Raw genomic sequence first — 14,961 nt, forward strand, 5'->3', positions numbered from 1 at the left:
GGATCTGTTGCACCTTGTGTTTTGACGCAGCCCGCAAAACCGTTGGACTACACTGCGACAGCCAACCTGCGCGCCTCGTTAAAGTTAGTCGAATGTCCAGAACCCTGTTGTCACTCGTCGCATTGATCGTCGCTGTCTACCTTATTCTGTGCACGGCACTGTTCGTATTTCAGCGGGCGCTGATCTGGTTTCCCCAGCCTGCGGCGGTGGGTTCGCCGGATTCGCGGATGATCCTGACAATGCCCGATGCAGAAATCCGCGTGACGGTGCGCGAGCGCGCGGGGCCGAGAGCGCTGATCTATTTCGGCGGCAATGCCGAAGACGTTTCGCGCAACCTGTCGGAGTTTTCCGAGGCGTTCCCTGACTATTCGTTGTATTTGCTGCATTACCGGGGTTTTGGCGACAGCGGCGGCTCACCCTCCGAAGAGGCGATCGCCGAGGATGCGCTGGCGCTGTTCGATCAGGTTTACGCCAGTCATCCGCAGATTGCCTTGATCGGACGCAGTCTCGGCTCCGGCGTGGCGGTGCGGCTGGCAAGTCAACGACCAGCAAAACAGCTGATTCTGGTCACGCCCTACAACAGCCTTGAAGAAATCGCCACCCGTCAGTACCCGTGGGTGCCTGTGAAGTGGTTGCTCAAGGATCGTTTCCAGTCTGGTCTGTACGCGGCACACATCCGCGTGCCGACGCTGTTGCTGGCTGCAAGTGATGATGAGGTGATCCCAAGGGACAGCTCGGAACGATTGCTGGGGCACTTTCCCAAAGGCGTGGCGACGCTGAAGGTCGTGCCGGAATCGGCACACAATTCGATTTCCGAACGGCCGCAATATCTGCAATGGATGGAGGATGTGCTGAATCGCTGAGCACTTCGTCGGCGGCCTGTCAAAACCTCGCGGCGCTTCGTGAACCAAGTGCAAAAAGGCCAGTCCTACTCGCGCCGCATTCGCGACTAACTCCCTATCAGCGCTACCTTTTTCAGAGCTTTGCGTCCCATGCGCCACGCCGTCCGTTCGTCTCGCTTCGTTTCGCTGTGCCTGCTGATCCTTTCTCCACTGCTTTCTCCCACTGCACACGCCGGCGCCGAGCGGCAACTGGTGGCCGCCATCAACGATTACCGCGCCCATCCGCAACGCTGCGACCGGCGCCCGGCCCAACGGCTGGCGCCGCTGACACTGAAGTCGAACCTGGCGTTGCCGGTCGGCTATGGCTACAGCGGTGGATTGCGCGAACGACTGAAAGACTCCGGCTATGCGGCCGTGGCGGTGCGCAGCATCCGGATTGTCGGCGCGCAGGACGCCGAAGAGGCTTTCGATATGCTGCAAGACGACTACTGCGGCGCATTGCTCGACGATCAGTACGCCGACATCGGCATCAGCCGTGCCCGCAGCGAATGGCAAGTGGTGCTGGCCCGGCCGGTGCTCGACAGTCGCGTGGGCGACAATCGCAGCGTCGGCAAGGCCTTGCTGGCCGAGGTCAACGCCGCCCGTGCACGTCCGCGAATGTGCGGTCGTCAGCGCTTCGCCGCTGCCCGCCCCCTGAGCTGGAACCCGGCACTCGGCGCCGCCGCTCAGGGCCACAGCAAGGCCATGGCCTACGGCAACTATTTCGCCCACCGCGATCCAGACGGTGATGGCCCGGCAGATCGCGCCCGGGCGGCCGGATACCGTGGCCGGCAGATCGGCGAAAACATCGCCGCCGGGCAAAGCGCACCGGGCAAGGCCATGGCCGGCTGGTTGGCCAGCCCCGGACACTGCGCCAACCTGATGAACCCGATGTTCACCCAGGTCGGCGCCGGGTTTGCCAGTGAGGCTCGCAGTGATGAAGGGGTTTACTGGACGATGCTGTTCGGGGCGCCTTGAGCGCTCACTTCGGCCGACGCACCGCCCGCACCCTGCCGCTGTTCCCGCCGCCACAGTAGAAGCGCTCAGCGCCATCGGCCTCCAGCCCGGAGACGCCGATTCCGCTGGGCAACGTCAGGCTTTCCAGAACCTCGCCGTTGCTTGGGTCGACTCGCCGGATCTCGCTTTCATCGCCTTCCCAGGTGCCGTGCCACAGCGCGCCGTCGACCCAGGTGACGCCGGTGACAAAACGATTGGATTCGAGGGTACGAAGGGTTTTCCCGGTGTCCGGGTCGATCTGGTGGATCTTGCGGTCGCGGTATTGCCCCACCCACAACGAGCCCTCGGCCCAGGCCATGCCCGAATCGCCACCGTCACCCGGAGCCGGAATGGTATGGAGCACACGCCCGGTGGCCGGGTCGATCTTGTGAATTCGGCGGTCGGCAATCTGGTAAAGGTGCTGGCCATCGAACGCGGTCCCGCCATCGGCGCCGACCTTGATCGTGCGCACGGTTTCGCCGCTGGCCGGGTCCAAAGCGTTGAGCTGACCATCGCTGGCGAACCAGACTTGCCGGCCATCGAAGGTCACGCCATGGACACCGTCGACACCTTCAAACGGGCCGTATTCCCGAAGGATTTCTGCACTTGCCTGTTTCATGCTGGTTTCCTCGTTGAGTGGGTGAGTCCAGCCTAGCCATTGCCCAGCGACACCGGGAGTAACAAGATCGTCGCGAAACCCGGCACCGGCGGCGTCAGCCAGCGTCGTGCACGGCCAACGCCGAACGACTGAACCTTGTCTTGCGCCGCCAGCGTTTCAAGCCCTCGCTGTACCTGACGCTGGCTGCTGCCCAACGCGAGCGCCAGTGCCGAACTCGACCATGCCTCGCCGTCGGCGAGCAGTGCCAGCAGCGCGGCGTATTTGTCTTCGAGCGGTAACGTGAGCAATGCCACGTCTTGCGCAATCAGTGCATAACCACGGGAAGTCGCGGCGATCCCGGCCAACGGCTGCAACGCCGCACGCAACCGGCCGATCTCGACCCGCAACCGGGCGCGGTGGGATTCGTCATCAAGTTTCAATCGGAAGGCTTTGGCGACCAGCGTCGCTCGCGGAACATCTCCAGGCCAGGCTTCAGCAAGCAGCCGAACGAGATTGAACAGCACTGGCCGTGTGGCCAGCGCCACGGTCATTCCTGTACCGCAAACGTTGTAGCGACAGGCATCAACCACCAGCGCCGGCGAGGCAAACAACGCTTCAACTTGCGCAAGTGTCACCGCTTGCACCTGACCGGCAACGATCAATCGGGCAGCGGGAGCTTCGAGGACTTGCCGGGCGTGCCCGATCTCCGCCGACAACGCTGGAATAGCAGCCGACTGTGCCGCCCGTTGTGCGCGTTCCAGCGCTGTTTGCGCCTTGTGCGCCTGCACCCGGCGCAAAGCGATCCCGGCGTTCATCAGTTCATGGACGGCGTGCAGAGCCGGAGGTAACGGTGCAGGATCGAGTTCACCGAGCAGCTTTTCAGCCGCTTCCAGCTGGCCGATCAGCAGCAGCCGACGAATCTGCAAACAGCGCGCATGCGCGGCATTTACGCCGTCGCCATGATCCTGCAAGACCCGTCGCGCCGCCTCCAGCGCCTCGACCGGCCAGCGAAGATCCCGCGCCGCCAGCGCCACTTCGGCCTCGGCCACCACGCAACGCGCCCGGGATAATGGCTCGTTGACGCCAAACGCTTTCACCGCTCGTTGCAGCAATGCCTTGGCCCGCGTCATATCGCCAAGTTGCGCCATCGCGATCCCGCGCAGGGCCAGCGCTGGAGGGTCTTCGCGCAGGGCAACGAAATTCAGCGCCGCCAACGGATCCCCCACCGCCAGTGCGCGGCCGGCGGCGTTGATCAGCGAGTCCATGGGAAGTCCGACATGCAAGGCATTCCGGTATCAGATCGTGGGTGGAGTCTAATACCGAATGCGGTTTTGTCTGTGTGGTCGCGTTACAGCGGGAAATCCGTTTGCTGGGTAAAAGGGCCGGGATTAGATCACACGCCACATCCATGGCGCTTCAGTTAATCTGCGTCGGCTGGGAAAGGAAAACAGTCCATCATGGAGCCGATCATTTGAAACGTCTTGCCTTGTACCTGTTGCTCCCATTGTTCGCGGCCTGCAGCACGGGCCCCTTTCTATATCCGGAATCGACCGTGGGCGAGCACGCGCTGCTGGTCAGGACATGTCCCGGCGCCAAGCCGTCCATGAGGTACAAGACCGCTTCAAAGGCGCTCGACTGGGTTCATCTTCTCGTCTATGCGCCGTTGCCGGGCATGCCAACCAAACCCGACTCCCACCTCTCCACGGACACCGAGTTGCGGATGTACGTTTACCTCTACACGCCCCCGTACATGCGTAACCTGCAAACAGCGGAACAACGCAAGATCGCCAACGAAACCCCTCCTCCGGCACTCTGGATCAGCGCGGCGTCGCCTGAGGCCACCGTGCAACTGGCCAACGGCAAGTCCTATACGGTCACGATCGAACACCTGAAAACCGGTTTCGACCCGCGTGAAACGAAGCTGGATATTTATTCCCCGGGAACGCCCTTGGGGGACGGTGAAATGGACGATTTCATCCTGACGCTACCGGATCTCTTCCTGAATGGAGAAAAAATCCCGACCGCGCCGATCCATTTCAAAGTCCGTGAAGAGCGCCACATGCCGCTGCTCAACTGCTGATCTCAGACCGGAGAAATCGTGGCAAGGACGCCGATCATGATGGTCAACACAAGAAAGCCGCCGAGGAAAATCGCCATCTTAGCCATGAAGGCCTCCTGAATACTGAATGTCCGGCGCACCGGGCGCTTCGGAATGAAGCGCGTCGCGTATGGCCGAACGGCAGGGGTATTTTGGGCGCATGGCTGAGATGGTTACAGATGCAGATTCGACAGGAAAAAGCGGATCAGATGGATCGGGCTGGCGCATGGGTCGATATTCAGATCGGTACAGATGGTTTCCATTGCGCCGCTTTGATCTAGAGTCATGGGCGCCGTGCAAAGACAACAAAAATACAGGAGTGAAACCATGTCCGACCTGAACCTGCACCCCAACGTCGCCGAATCCCTGAACCGCTGGCACGAGATGATCCGCACCGGCAACCTCAAGGCCCTGCCCGAGTTGCTCGATCCCAAAGCGGTGTTTCGCTCGCCAATGGCGCATACGCCCTACCCCGGCGCGCCTGTGGTCTCGATGATCCTCAACACCGTGTTCAATGTGTTCGAAGACTTCAAATACCACCGAGAACTGGCGACGGCCGATGGCCTGAATGTGGTGCTGGAATTCAGCGCCAAAGTGGGAGCGAAAGAGCTCAAAGGCATCGACATGATCCGTTTCGATGAGCACGGAAAGATTGTCGAGTTCGAGGTTATGGTACGGCCGTTGAGCGGTTTGCAGGCGCTGGGCGAAGAGATGGGCCGGCGACTCGGAGCCTATCTGGCTGCCGCCAAGGCCTGAATTCCGGACACAAAAAAGCCCACTGACCTTCACCGGTTCAGTGGGCTTCGTGTGTCAGGCGTCTGGATTACAGAGCCATGTCACGTGCAGCGCTTTCTTTTGGAGCCAGGGCTTTTTCAGCCGAGGCGTCCGCCGCTGGAGCTGCAGCCTGACCAATCACCGGAGGGGTTGGCAGTTGCAGGATCTTGGCGGTGTAAGCCCACTCTTCAGCCACTTTGGCTGGATCGTTGTTCAGCTGGGTGCCGTAGCTTGGAACGATCTGGTGCAGCTTGGCTTGCCACTCAGGGGTAGCGACCTTGTCCTTGAAGACCTTCTGCAGCACGCTCAGCATGATCGGTGCAGCAGTCGACGCGCCTGGCGATGCGCCCAGCAGGCCGGCAATCGAACCGTCTTGCGAAGCAACGATTTCGGTGCCCAGTTTCAGAACGCCGCCAGCGGCTTCATCACGCTTGATGATTTGCACGCGCTGGCCGGCTTGCCACAGGCGCCAGTCTTCGGCTTTGGCGTTCGGGAAGTATTCCTTCAACGCGTTCAGACGGTCTTCATCCGACAGCATCAGTTGACCGGCCAGGTACTCGACCAGCGGGTATTCCTTGATGCCGACCTTGGTCATAGGCCAGATGTTGTGGGTGGTGGTGCTGGTCAGCAGGTCCAGGTACGAACCTTCTTTCAGGAACTTGGTGCTGAAAGTCGCGAACGGGCCAAACAGGATGACGCGCTTGCCGTCCAGGACACGGGTGTCCAGGTGCGGAACGGACATCGGAGGCGCGCCAACCGAAGCTTTACCGTAGGCCTTGGCCAGGTGTTGTTCGGCGATGGCCGGGTTATCGGTCACCAGGAACGAGCCGCCTACCGGGAAGCCAGCGTATTCCTTGGCTTCAGGAATGCCCGACTTCTGCAGCAGGTGCAGTGCACCGCCGCCGGCGCCGATGAACACGAACTTGGCGTCGGTTTCAGTCTTGGTGCCGTCTTTCAGGTTTTTGTAGCTGACGCGCCAGGTGCCATCGGCGTTCTTGGTGATGTCCTGGACTTCGCTCGACAGTTTCAGGTCGAAGTTAGGCTTGGTCTGCAGGTAACCGGCGAACTGGCGGGTGATTTCGCCGAAGTTCATGTCGGTGCCCAGCGGGCTCCAGGTGGCCGCGATTTTCTGGTTCGGGTCACGCCCTTCCATCATCAGCGGAACCCACTTCTTGATCACAGCCGGGTCTTCGGAGTACTGCATGCCGGCGAACAGCGGGCTCGCTTGCAGGGCTTCGTAGCGCTTTTTCAGGAATTTGATGTTGTCATCGCCCCACACGAAGCTCATGTGCGGAGTGGTGTTGATGAACGAACGAGGGTCCTTCAGGACGCCTTGACGAACCTGCCAGGCCCAGAACTGACGGGAAACCTGGAACGCTTCGTTGATTTCGACGGCTTTAGGGATGGTGACATTGCCCTTGTCGTCTTCCGGGGTGTAGTTCAGCTCGGCGAGTGCGGAGTGACCGGTACCGGCGTTGTTCCAGCCGTTGGAGCTTTCCAGGGCGACGCCGTCGAGGCGCTCGACCATTTCCATCGACCAGGTCGGTTCCAGCTCATTGATCCACACACCCAGGGTGGTGCTCATGATGCCGCCGCCGATCAACAGCACATCGACTTTCTTTGCTTCTTCCGCATGAACGGACGACAGCCCCATCGACAAAGCCAGCCCAAGCAAGGCTGTGTTCACTTTCTTAAACATCTGTTGCACCTATGATAAAACGCCTTCCGCCCGCCGCTGTTGTACGTATGAGGTCCCCTGCTTTGCGACACTCAGGCCAGCGTCGCGGGTTCCGGCACACTTCAATTTTGACGGGTGGGCACACAAGGCCGACAGGCTGCGTCGACCTCAGTTATATGTCCCTTCTGAACTGACTTCTTATCATTATTGGCTTCAGCTACTTGAGCGACAGGGGTTCTGTCGGCTCGCCAAACGGCGTGCCAGACGGAATTGGGTCAAGCCAAGTGGGGCGAAGAATATCACGTCAGGGCAAACCCGCGCGTCTGTTCGCGACCGGATAGTTTTCGAATGGTTCCTGAAGGACTTTCTGTCTACCCAAAAATCCTGCTAAGTTGTACGACGACTGACAAATAATCAGCCGTCTCGACTACCTACAACAACAAGGAATGCCCATGAACAAAGCCAAACTGCTACTCGGTCTATTCTGCGTCTTCAGCGGATACGTCGCCGCCGCCCCCGCCGAACAGGACGTCGCTCAGGCCGTCGACCACCTGACCCAGGCGATGCTGCACAAGGACGTCGCCGAACTGAACGCCCTGACCGCCGACAACCTCACCTACGGCCACTCCAGCGGCAAGATTCAGGACAAGAAAGCCTTCATTGCCGATATCGAAACCGGCAAGAGCGCATTCAAGACGCTGGAGATGCAAAACCAGACCATCACCCTGTCCGGAGACACTGCGCTGGTACGCCATCATTTTTCCGCACAGGCTCTGAAAGGCACCGAGGTCGTACCGACTGAAATCGAGAACTTCCAGATCTGGCAGAAGCAGGGCGGGAAGTGGTTGTTGGTGGGGCGTCAGGCTTACAAGTTCTGAAAAATGAACTCTGCCGCTTGCGGGGCGGCAGAGTTTTCTCACAACCGAAACCGATCCACCGACTGCGCCAGCCTCCCCGCCAGACTCGACAACTCATCCGTCGTAGTCGCTGTCTCGCCGATCACCCGGCTGTTGCCCTCCGACATTCCGGCGATCATCTCCACCTGATGCGCAATCTCGTTACTCGCCTGGCTTTGCTCGCCGATCGTGCGGGTGATGTCGTTGACCAGTTGCGTGGTGTTCAACGTCGCGTCGAGGATTTCTCGGATGGCGCGTTCCACGTCTGCAGTGACCGCCATCCCCTTGTCGACCTGGGCGACACCGGCCTCCATGCTGCTGACAGCTTCGCGGGTACTGTTCTGAATACGTGCAACCATCGCGGCGATTTCCTGCGTCGATGCGCTGGTGCGTGCGGCGAGGCTGCGGACCTCATCGGCCACCACCGCAAAGCCCCGGCCCTGCTCCCCCGCCCGGGCGGCCTCGATGGCGGCATTGAGCGCCAGCAGGTTGGTCTGGTCGGCGATGCTCTTGATCACCTGAATGATATTGAAGATGCCTTCCGATTCCTGATCCAGCGTGCGGATCACCTGTGCCGACTGCTGCGCCGAACGGGCAATGTCGTCCATGTCGCTGACCACTTGGTGGATCACCTGCCCGCCGTTCTTCGCCAGCGATTCGGCCTGGCTGGCCATGTTCAACGCAAGCTCGGCGTGGCGGGTGATTTCCTCGATGCTGGCGGTCATCTGGCTCGCGGCAGCGGCCATGGTGCCGGCGGCGGTGCTTTGCTGCTGACTGCTGTCGGCCACCTGATGGCAACCGTGGCTCAGTTGTTCGCTCATGCCGCTGACGCCGTGGGCGTTGCGTCGCACCACGTCGATCATGTCCCGCAGGTCGCTCTGCATGGTCGCCAGCGTGCGGATCAGCGCACTGGCTTCGTCCTTGCCGGACGGTTCGGCGATCGGTTCACTGAGGTTGCCGTGGGCGATGCTTTCGGCGATGCGACTGGCGGATTTCAGTGGCCCCATGATGCTCAGGATCACCCAGCGGCCCTGAACCAACAGCAGCAAAAGACTGGCGACCAGGACGACGCCGAGCGCGATATTGGCATTGCGGATCGCCGCCGCGGTGCCTTCGCTGGTCTGGCGGGTATTGGATTCGATCAGCTCGCTGAGGGCGGCCATCTGTTCTTCGAGCTGGCTGAACGCGGTACTGAAGGTCCCGAGATGCTGCTGGGCGGCGTCCGGGTTTTCCAGTGCAAGACCGACGATCTGCTCGCCGGCGCTGATGTAGGTGTCGAGGCTCGGCTTGATTTGCTCCAGCGCGGACTTGATTGTCGGATTGACTGGCAGCTTGAGGTTTTCACCCAGCACCTCGCGAAAATGTGCCGCATGCTCTTCAACTGAACTGCGCACCTCGTCCGCCGTACTCGTGCTTTTGCCCAGCCCCACCAGCATCGCCGAATACACATCGGCACGCAGGGCGTCGTGCATCATGTCGGCCTCCATGTGGTTGCGCAGCGCGCTCATGCTGACCGCGTTGTCACTGACCGCCGACGCCATCCGTTGATTACCGACGTAACTGACCAGGCTCACGATCAACGCCGTCAGCAGGCTGGTCGCAATCAGCAACACCAAACGCAGTTTGATCGACACCGTGGTTTCCTCCCTGGTTGCGCCCGATGACGCCTTTCAACAGTTCAGTTAAGCCTATTTCCATGAACCCGCCGCGCCGGAGCGTCTCAACGTGTGTCGCCACCTGACGTAAAAAAGCGCACTGTGCGGCAGTTCTCGCTTTGCTCTCCGATACCGCTCACGCCAATGCATTGAACTCCGGCGTCACCGCGCACCTCTCACATTATGTGGTACTTCCTTTTCGCTTTACGCTGCTGGAGGAACACCGTCATGCGCCGTTTATTACTCGTTTCGTCTCTCATGCTGTGCCTGCCGTTCGGATCAGCCTTCGCCAAAGTGGACGCGGGTGATGTCGCCACTTCGGCAGGTGTCTCTGCTTCGCTGTATTCAACCTTCAAGGATCACAAAATGGTGATTCCGGCCCGTGACGACTTGTCTGCATTCGTCGCCAGTGGCGGTGCCATTCGTGGTGTGTATCTGGAGTCGGTGCTGCAACAGGTTCGTCAGAGCAATCCTGGCCTGAACGCCAGCGACGAGGACCTGGCCAACGCGATCCTCGTGCACTACGAAGGTTTGTCGCAGTAACACCCGCACGCCGGGCGACGGTGGCTGACGGACTCGCCACCCTAGCGCCGTGCCGATGGATGGCAGCCGGGGAACCATGGGCAAAACCGCCGATCGGCCTCTATGATGGAGGCCATGACGATTTCCGCCTCCCTTCGCTCCCCTTGCCCGCCGGGTCTTTGCATCTGCGGGCGTGATCCGCTGCTGGATACACCCGGCGCGGACGTGCGCATCCTGCTGCTGACCCGCGAGGAGGAAAAGCGTCTGCTTGAGCGTCTGGAAAACCTCAAAGACCTCGCCGACCTCGAGCGACTGCAAGGCAAGATGTTCGATCAGCTAGGGATTCGCGTGCTTATAGCACCGAAGTTCGGTGAGGTACGGACCGTCCGCGGCGGCATCGAAATCGAAGTCGAAGAGCTCCCGGGGCTCTGCCGCAAAACCCGAAAAACCATTCCCGCCGCTATCCGCCGTGGCCTGGAAAACAACCCGCAAGTCGCCTTTGATCTGCTCAACGCCCACGACTTGTTGCGCGACACCTGATCATTTCTTCATGCCCACCCGCTTGCGCATCTCGGCCGTGATGCTTTGCCGGGTTTTCTTCATGTCCGCCCAAGGCTCATCGCCCACTTCCGCCAGCCGTTCGTGAACGTTGCGCACGTTCCATTGATCGGCGCCCTTGATCTCGCCGACCTCTTCCCGAAACAGCGGCACCGACACCGGTAACCCCTCGCGAGTACGCGCTGCGTAGGCGCAGATAGTGGTGGCGCCCAGGCCGTTGCGCAGGTAATCGATGAAGATCCGCCCGACACGATTTTTCGGCCCGGACACCGCAGAAAAACGCTCCGGCAACAGCTTCGCCATGTGAGTGACGATGGCGTGGCTGAAATCCTTGACCTCGTCCCAGCCATGCTTGCGGGTCAACGGCACCACCAGATGAATGCCCTTGCCGCCGCTGGTCTTGAGGAACGCCTTCAGTCCCAGCTCATCGAGCACAGTCAGGGTCAGTGCGGTGGCTTCAACCATACTTTTCCATGGCAGCGCGGGATCCGGGTCGAGGTCGAGGACAAAGCGGTCGGGCTTGTCCAGAGCCGTCGTGGTGGCGTTCCAGGTGTGCAGTTCGACCGTGCTCATCTGCACCGCGCCGATCAAGGCTTCGGCGTTGTTGATCAGCATCACGGGCTGGCCGGTAAGCTCTTTGTCCAGCGTGCGGATGCCGGGGATTGCCAGGTGCTCGGCGTTCTTCTGGAAGAACAACTCACCGGCGATACCGTCCGGCGCACGCACCAGCGCCACAGGGCGATCCTTGAGTTGCGGCAGAATCCATTCGGCGACGCTGGCGTAATACTCGGCCAACTGCATTTTGGTAGTGCCACTGCTGGCATCGATCACCCGGTCGGGGTGAGTGATCCGCACCTTGCCGTCGGCCAGGCCGGATTGGGACGGCGCGATAGTTTGAGCCTTTGAAGTCTTCATGGGTCTGGCGCGCTCCTCGGTGATGTCCTTGGCCGGTTTGTCCTCGCGCAGGCCATGGAACACGGCGTGGCGCACCGAACCGTCCTGGGTCATTTCGGCAAACGCCACTTCCGCCAATAGATTCGGCTTGAGCCAGTGCACACCCTTGGCCTCGAAACCCGTGGGCGGATTGACCACCGCCGCTTTCTTCACCCGCAACGGCTTCAACTGCGCGAGGATGCTCTTGAGGGTGGTTTCATTGAATCCGGTGCCGACCTTGCCGGCGTAACGCAACTCGCCGCTGTCACGATCATGCAAACCCAGCAAAAGCGCACCGAACGAACTGCGCGCGCCTTTCGGATCGGTGTAGCCGACGATCACGAATTCCTGGCGATGCTTGCACTTGAGCTTGATCCAGTCACTGCTGCGGCGCGACACGTAAGGCGAGCCAAGACGTTTACCGATCAGGCCTTCCATGCGCATCTGGCAGGCGCTGTTGAGCAACGCCTGCGGCGTTTCGTCGAACGCCTCGGAAAAGCGCAGCAACGGATCTTCATGGGCTTTCAACACCGTGGCCAGCGCCGCGCGCCTTTCCTGCACAGGGATTTCACGCAGATCGACGCCGTTGAGATACGGCAGATCGAACAGGTAATAGAGGATGTTTTCACTGCGGCCCGCATCGAACGCATTTTGCAGGGCCTGAAAATCCGGCACGCCGTCCGCGTTGGCGACGACCATCTCACCGTCAAGCCACGCCGATTCCAGGCCCAGCGCTGCAAGGGCCTGCGCCTGCTTCGGCAACTTGTGCGTCCAGTCATGACCGTTGCGGGTGAACAACTGCACCTCGTCATGGTCGATGCGCGCCATGATCCGATAGCCGTCGAACTTGATCTCGTATTGCCAATTCCCTTCCGGCGCACTCTCCACCAGGGTGGCCAGTTGCGGTTTGAGTTGCTCAGGGATATTGGCCTTGTGCGCCCCGGCAAGTTTGCCCGAGGCGGGCTTGCGAGATGCTTTAGGCGAGGCTTTCAGCGGCTTGACCTGCTTCGCACTGAGCCGGGGTTTGTCGACGATCGTGCGTTCGCTGAGCACGCTGTCGGGTTCGGCGACCAGCACGTCGTAATCACTTTGCGGGCGCGCGGCGCTGTCCTGATGCTTGATCAGAAACCACTGCTCTTTCTTGCCCGGCATGTGGGTGCGCACCAGATTCCACACCCCGGCGAGCTTCTCGCCTTGCAATTCGAATTTGAGTTTGCCCTTGGCGTAGGCTTTCTCCGGGTCTTCCAGCGGAATCCACACGCCGCGATCCCAGACGATCACATCGCCGGCGCCGTAATGCCCCTCGGGAATGCTGCCCTCGAACGTCGCGTAGTCCAGCGGATGGTCTTCCACGTGCACGGCCAAGCGCTTGACCTTGGGATCCAGCGACGGCCCCTTGGGCACCGCCCAGCTCTTGAGCGCGCCGTCGAGTTCCAGGCGAAAGTCGTAATGCAGGTGCGAGGCATCGTGCTTCTGGATGCAGAACTGCAGGGCGTGGTCGCCAGCGATTTTCTTGCCCCGGCGTTTGACTGCCGCCGGTTCCGAGGTTGCGCAGAAGTCGCGCATTCGGTTGTAGTCGTCGAGATTCCTGTTCATGGCGGCTCCGGGTGCAGACGGGTCCTGTTATGCAGAAGAGCCGTGCCCCCGGAGAAAAATTCAATCGACGTAAAAAAGCCCCGGACGGATGGATCCCGTCCGGGGCTTTTTCAAGGTTTTTTTCAGGCTGTGCCCTTGGCCTGCTGCTCCAGGTGAACCTGCAACTCGGGGTCGATCTGCAACGCCGCCGCCAATTCATCCAGATAATTGCGCTCGGCGTCCTGCTGATCGTCCACCAGCATCACGCTGGCAAGGTACATTTCGGCGGCCATGGCCGGATCGTTCAGCGCCGCCTGGGCGACTTCGGTGGGGTCCAGCGGTTTGGCGACTTCGTCGTCGAGCCATTGCTGCAGGTTCGGGTCGTCGGTATGGCGGCCGATTTCGCTGCTGATCAGGTGTTTTTCCGACTCGTCGATCCGCCCGTCGGCCTTGGCCGCCGCGATCAATGCACGCAAAACGGCGTGGCTGTGTTCTTCGACTTGCGGGCCGGACAGCAGATCCGCGGTTTGCGGGGTTTGCTGCGGAGCGGCGGACGCCTGGCTGCGTTGCCAGGCCTGATACGCCTGGAACGCCATCATGCCCAGCGAAGCCAGTGCCGCGTAATTGGTGCCGCCAGAACGACTCTGCGTCCCGCCACCCAGCGCTCCGCCACCGCCGAGCAGTCCACCGAGCAGCCCGCCCAGACCACCAAGCCCGCCAGCGGGAGAACCGCCGCCGCTGTTGCCACCGCCGCCCAGCAGACCACCGAGCAATCCACCCAGCCCGCCCAGTCCACCGCCGGCCGATGCGCCACCTTGTTGTCCCGCCGAGGCCTGGCCTCGCAGCAGTTGTTCGAGCAGATCGCTGGTGTTCATGACGTCGTCCTCAGGCAAAGGAAGTGACTGCGTCAGGCAACGATAGACTGCTGCGCCAGTTGTGCCAGCACCGTTGGGCTGACGCCGGGCATCAGCCCGGACTCTTTTCCCGGCGCATCTGTGTCACCAGCGTGAAGCGGTCTTCAGGGTGCGTGGTTTCCGATACCACCATCAGGGCGCCGTCCTCGTCACGGTACTGGCGAATGATGTTCAGCCCCGGCGATCCGGCTTCGGCGTTGAGGCTTTTGGCGATCTCCGGACTCAGCAACACCGCGCGCACCTGCTGGTCGACTACGTCGATGTGCCGGCCGAAATGACGTTCGATCAGGGCGGCGATCAGTTCGTCCGGATGCTGCTCGGCCAGTTCGATGACTTCGGCGTAAGTTTCCTGCGCGTAGACATCGGTCCAGCACAGCGGCGCCCGCCGGTTCTGTTCGTCGACGCGAATGCTCGACACGCAAAAATAATGCTCCCCCGGTTCCATGCCCAGGCGTCGGGCCTGGGCAATGTCGGCGACAAAACGGGAGACGTTCTGAATGCTGCGCATCTGGGTTTCCGCCAGGTGCACCAGGTCGGACACCGAGGCCAGCGACTGCGAGTACCCGCCCTTGGGCGAGATGGACTCGACGCGGGTGCCGACCCGCTTGCGCCGCGAGACCTGCCCCTGATTCTGCAATTGCGTAATGGCCGCCCGCACAGTGTGCCGGCTCACGTCGTACAGCTCGCACAGTTCGAACTCGGTCGGCAGCAACGATCCGAGCGGATAGCGACCGCTGGAGATGCCCTCCATCAAGTCTTTTGCAACGACCGCATAGCGCGTGTTCATACCTTTCATCAGTCCCGATGGTTAAGCGAGTTGACAGTGTATCAGCGAGGGCGCAAGAATTATGTACGGACATAATAAATATGTCCGATCAATAAC

At 61.0% G+C, this 14,961-nt stretch carries 14 protein-coding genes and 1 pseudogene; 7 read left to right on the forward strand and 8 right to left on the reverse strand.

Annotated elements, in window-relative coordinates; translation table 11 throughout:
- The first annotated feature begins 92 nt into the window (after positions 1-92).
- A complete protein-coding gene (locus tag N8H71_RS12875) occupies positions 93-863 on the forward strand; it encodes an alpha/beta hydrolase (RefSeq protein WP_262194274.1) in 771 nt (256 codons plus the stop codon).
- 129 nt (positions 864-992) lie between these two features.
- Entirely contained in the window at positions 993-1,859 is an 867-nt protein-coding gene (locus tag N8H71_RS12880) for a CAP domain-containing protein (protein ID WP_262194275.1), read from the forward strand.
- A gap of 4 nt (positions 1,860-1,863) precedes the next feature.
- Here N8H71_RS12880 and N8H71_RS12885 read toward each other — a convergent pair whose 3' ends face one another.
- Both N8H71_RS12885 and N8H71_RS12890 read right to left on the reverse strand, forming a co-directional pair.
- Positions 1,864-2,496 (reverse strand): Vgb family protein, encoded by a 633-nt coding sequence (locus tag N8H71_RS12885; RefSeq protein WP_262194276.1) that lies wholly within the window; start codon positions 2,494-2,496, stop codon positions 1,864-1,866.
- A 32-nt stretch (positions 2,497-2,528) separates the two neighbouring features.
- The gene (locus N8H71_RS12890; RefSeq protein ID WP_262194277.1) at positions 2,529-3,740 is read right to left on the reverse strand and encodes a helix-turn-helix domain-containing protein; all 1,212 of its coding nucleotides are present in this window, start codon (positions 3,738-3,740) and stop codon (positions 2,529-2,531) included.
- A gap of 206 nt (positions 3,741-3,946) precedes the next feature.
- Here N8H71_RS12890 and N8H71_RS12895 point away from each other — a divergent pair, with 206 nt between their 5' ends.
- Together N8H71_RS12895 and N8H71_RS12900 are read left to right on the forward strand one after the other, a co-directional pair.
- Positions 3,947-4,555, forward strand: a complete 609-nt coding sequence (locus tag N8H71_RS12895) for a hypothetical protein (RefSeq protein ID WP_262194278.1) — start codon at positions 3,947-3,949, stop codon at positions 4,553-4,555.
- Positions 4,556-4,900: 345 nt separating this feature from the next.
- Positions 4,901-5,329, forward strand: coding sequence for a nuclear transport factor 2 family protein (locus tag N8H71_RS12900; RefSeq protein WP_262194279.1), 429 nt, complete (start codon positions 4,901-4,903; stop codon positions 5,327-5,329).
- 67 nt (positions 5,330-5,396) lie between these two features.
- Here N8H71_RS12900 and mqo read toward each other — a convergent pair whose 3' ends face one another.
- Positions 5,397-7,046, reverse strand: a complete 1,650-nt coding sequence (mqo, locus tag N8H71_RS12905) for a malate dehydrogenase (quinone) (RefSeq protein ID WP_262194280.1) — start codon at positions 7,044-7,046, stop codon at positions 5,397-5,399.
- 431 nt (positions 7,047-7,477) lie between these two features.
- Here mqo and N8H71_RS12910 point away from each other — a divergent pair, with 431 nt between their 5' ends.
- Positions 7,478-7,903, forward strand: a complete 426-nt coding sequence (locus N8H71_RS12910; RefSeq protein WP_262194281.1) for a nuclear transport factor 2 family protein — start codon at positions 7,478-7,480, stop codon at positions 7,901-7,903.
- Between the two features lie 38 nt (positions 7,904-7,941).
- On the opposite strand, the gene N8H71_RS28855 is transcribed toward N8H71_RS12910, so the two are convergent.
- Both N8H71_RS28855 and N8H71_RS28860 read right to left on the reverse strand, forming a co-directional pair.
- Positions 7,942-8,805 (reverse strand): methyl-accepting chemotaxis protein, encoded by an 864-nt coding sequence (locus N8H71_RS28855; RefSeq protein ID WP_431768312.1) that lies wholly within the window; start codon positions 8,803-8,805, stop codon positions 7,942-7,944.
- Positions 8,797-9,555: pseudogene (locus tag N8H71_RS28860) on the reverse strand (MCP four helix bundle domain-containing protein); the annotation flags it as partial. The pseudogene N8H71_RS28860 and the gene N8H71_RS28855, both read right to left, overlap by 9 nt.
- 249 nt (positions 9,556-9,804) lie before the next feature.
- Between N8H71_RS28860 and N8H71_RS12920 the strand changes: the two are divergent.
- Together N8H71_RS12920 and N8H71_RS12925 are read left to right on the forward strand one after the other, a co-directional pair.
- On the forward strand, positions 9,805-10,119 hold the full coding sequence (locus N8H71_RS12920) for a DUF2388 domain-containing protein (protein WP_262194283.1): 315 nt from the start codon (positions 9,805-9,807) through the stop codon (positions 10,117-10,119).
- 114 nt (positions 10,120-10,233) lie between these two features.
- Positions 10,234-10,638, forward strand: coding sequence for a hypothetical protein (locus tag N8H71_RS12925; RefSeq protein WP_178082889.1), 405 nt, complete (start codon positions 10,234-10,236; stop codon positions 10,636-10,638).
- On the opposite strand, the gene ligD is transcribed toward N8H71_RS12925, so the two are convergent.
- From ligD to N8H71_RS12940, 3 genes are all read right to left on the reverse strand, one after another.
- Positions 10,639-13,185: a DNA ligase D gene (gene ligD / locus N8H71_RS12930; RefSeq protein ID WP_262194285.1), complete on the reverse strand. Its 2,547-nt coding sequence runs from the start codon at positions 13,183-13,185 to the stop codon at positions 10,639-10,641.
- A gap of 122 nt (positions 13,186-13,307) precedes the next feature.
- A complete protein-coding gene (locus tag N8H71_RS12935) occupies positions 13,308-14,039 on the reverse strand; it encodes a tellurite resistance TerB family protein (protein WP_262194287.1) in 732 nt (243 codons plus the stop codon).
- A gap of 91 nt (positions 14,040-14,130) precedes the next feature.
- Positions 14,131-14,865, reverse strand: a complete 735-nt coding sequence (locus N8H71_RS12940) for a GntR family transcriptional regulator (protein ID WP_262194288.1) — start codon at positions 14,863-14,865, stop codon at positions 14,131-14,133.
- Positions 14,866-14,961 lie beyond the last annotated feature (96 nt).

The organism is Pseudomonas koreensis (assembly GCF_025447595.1).
In the GTDB taxonomy this organism is placed as follows: domain Bacteria; phylum Pseudomonadota; class Gammaproteobacteria; order Pseudomonadales; family Pseudomonadaceae; genus Aquipseudomonas; species Aquipseudomonas koreensis_H.

Bases quoted from the DNA above. Each gene is read 5' to 3' on its own strand.
- N8H71_RS12935 (WP_262194287.1), bottom strand. From the start codon at position 14,039: ATGAACACCAGCGATCTGCTCGAACAACTGCTGCGAGGCCAGGCCTCG.
- N8H71_RS12940 (WP_262194288.1), bottom strand. From the start codon at position 14,865: ATGAACACGCGCTATGCGGTCGTTGCAAAAGACTTGATGGAGGGCATC.
- N8H71_RS12890 (WP_262194277.1), bottom strand. From the start codon at position 3,740: ATGGACTCGCTGATCAACGCCGCCGGCCGCGCACTGGCGGTGGGGGAT.
- N8H71_RS12900 (WP_262194279.1), top strand. From the start codon at position 4,901: ATGTCCGACCTGAACCTGCACCCCAACGTCGCCGAATCCCTGAACCGC.
- N8H71_RS12885 (WP_262194276.1), bottom strand. From the start codon at position 2,496: ATGAAACAGGCAAGTGCAGAAATCCTTCGGGAATACGGCCCGTTTGAA.
- N8H71_RS28855 (WP_431768312.1), bottom strand. From the start codon at position 8,805: ATGCAGAGCGACCTGCGGGACATGATCGACGTGGTGCGACGCAACGCC.
- N8H71_RS12875 (WP_262194274.1), top strand. From the start codon at position 93: ATGTCCAGAACCCTGTTGTCACTCGTCGCATTGATCGTCGCTGTCTAC.
- N8H71_RS12880 (WP_262194275.1), top strand. From the start codon at position 993: ATGCGCCACGCCGTCCGTTCGTCTCGCTTCGTTTCGCTGTGCCTGCTG.
- N8H71_RS12910 (WP_262194281.1), top strand. From the start codon at position 7,478: ATGAACAAAGCCAAACTGCTACTCGGTCTATTCTGCGTCTTCAGCGGA.
- ligD (WP_262194285.1), bottom strand. From the start codon at position 13,185: ATGAACAGGAATCTCGACGACTACAACCGAATGCGCGACTTCTGCGCA.
- N8H71_RS12920 (WP_262194283.1), top strand. From the start codon at position 9,805: ATGCGCCGTTTATTACTCGTTTCGTCTCTCATGCTGTGCCTGCCGTTC.
- N8H71_RS12925 (WP_178082889.1), top strand. From the start codon at position 10,234: ATGACGATTTCCGCCTCCCTTCGCTCCCCTTGCCCGCCGGGTCTTTGC.
- mqo (WP_262194280.1), bottom strand. From the start codon at position 7,046: ATGTTTAAGAAAGTGAACACAGCCTTGCTTGGGCTGGCTTTGTCGATG.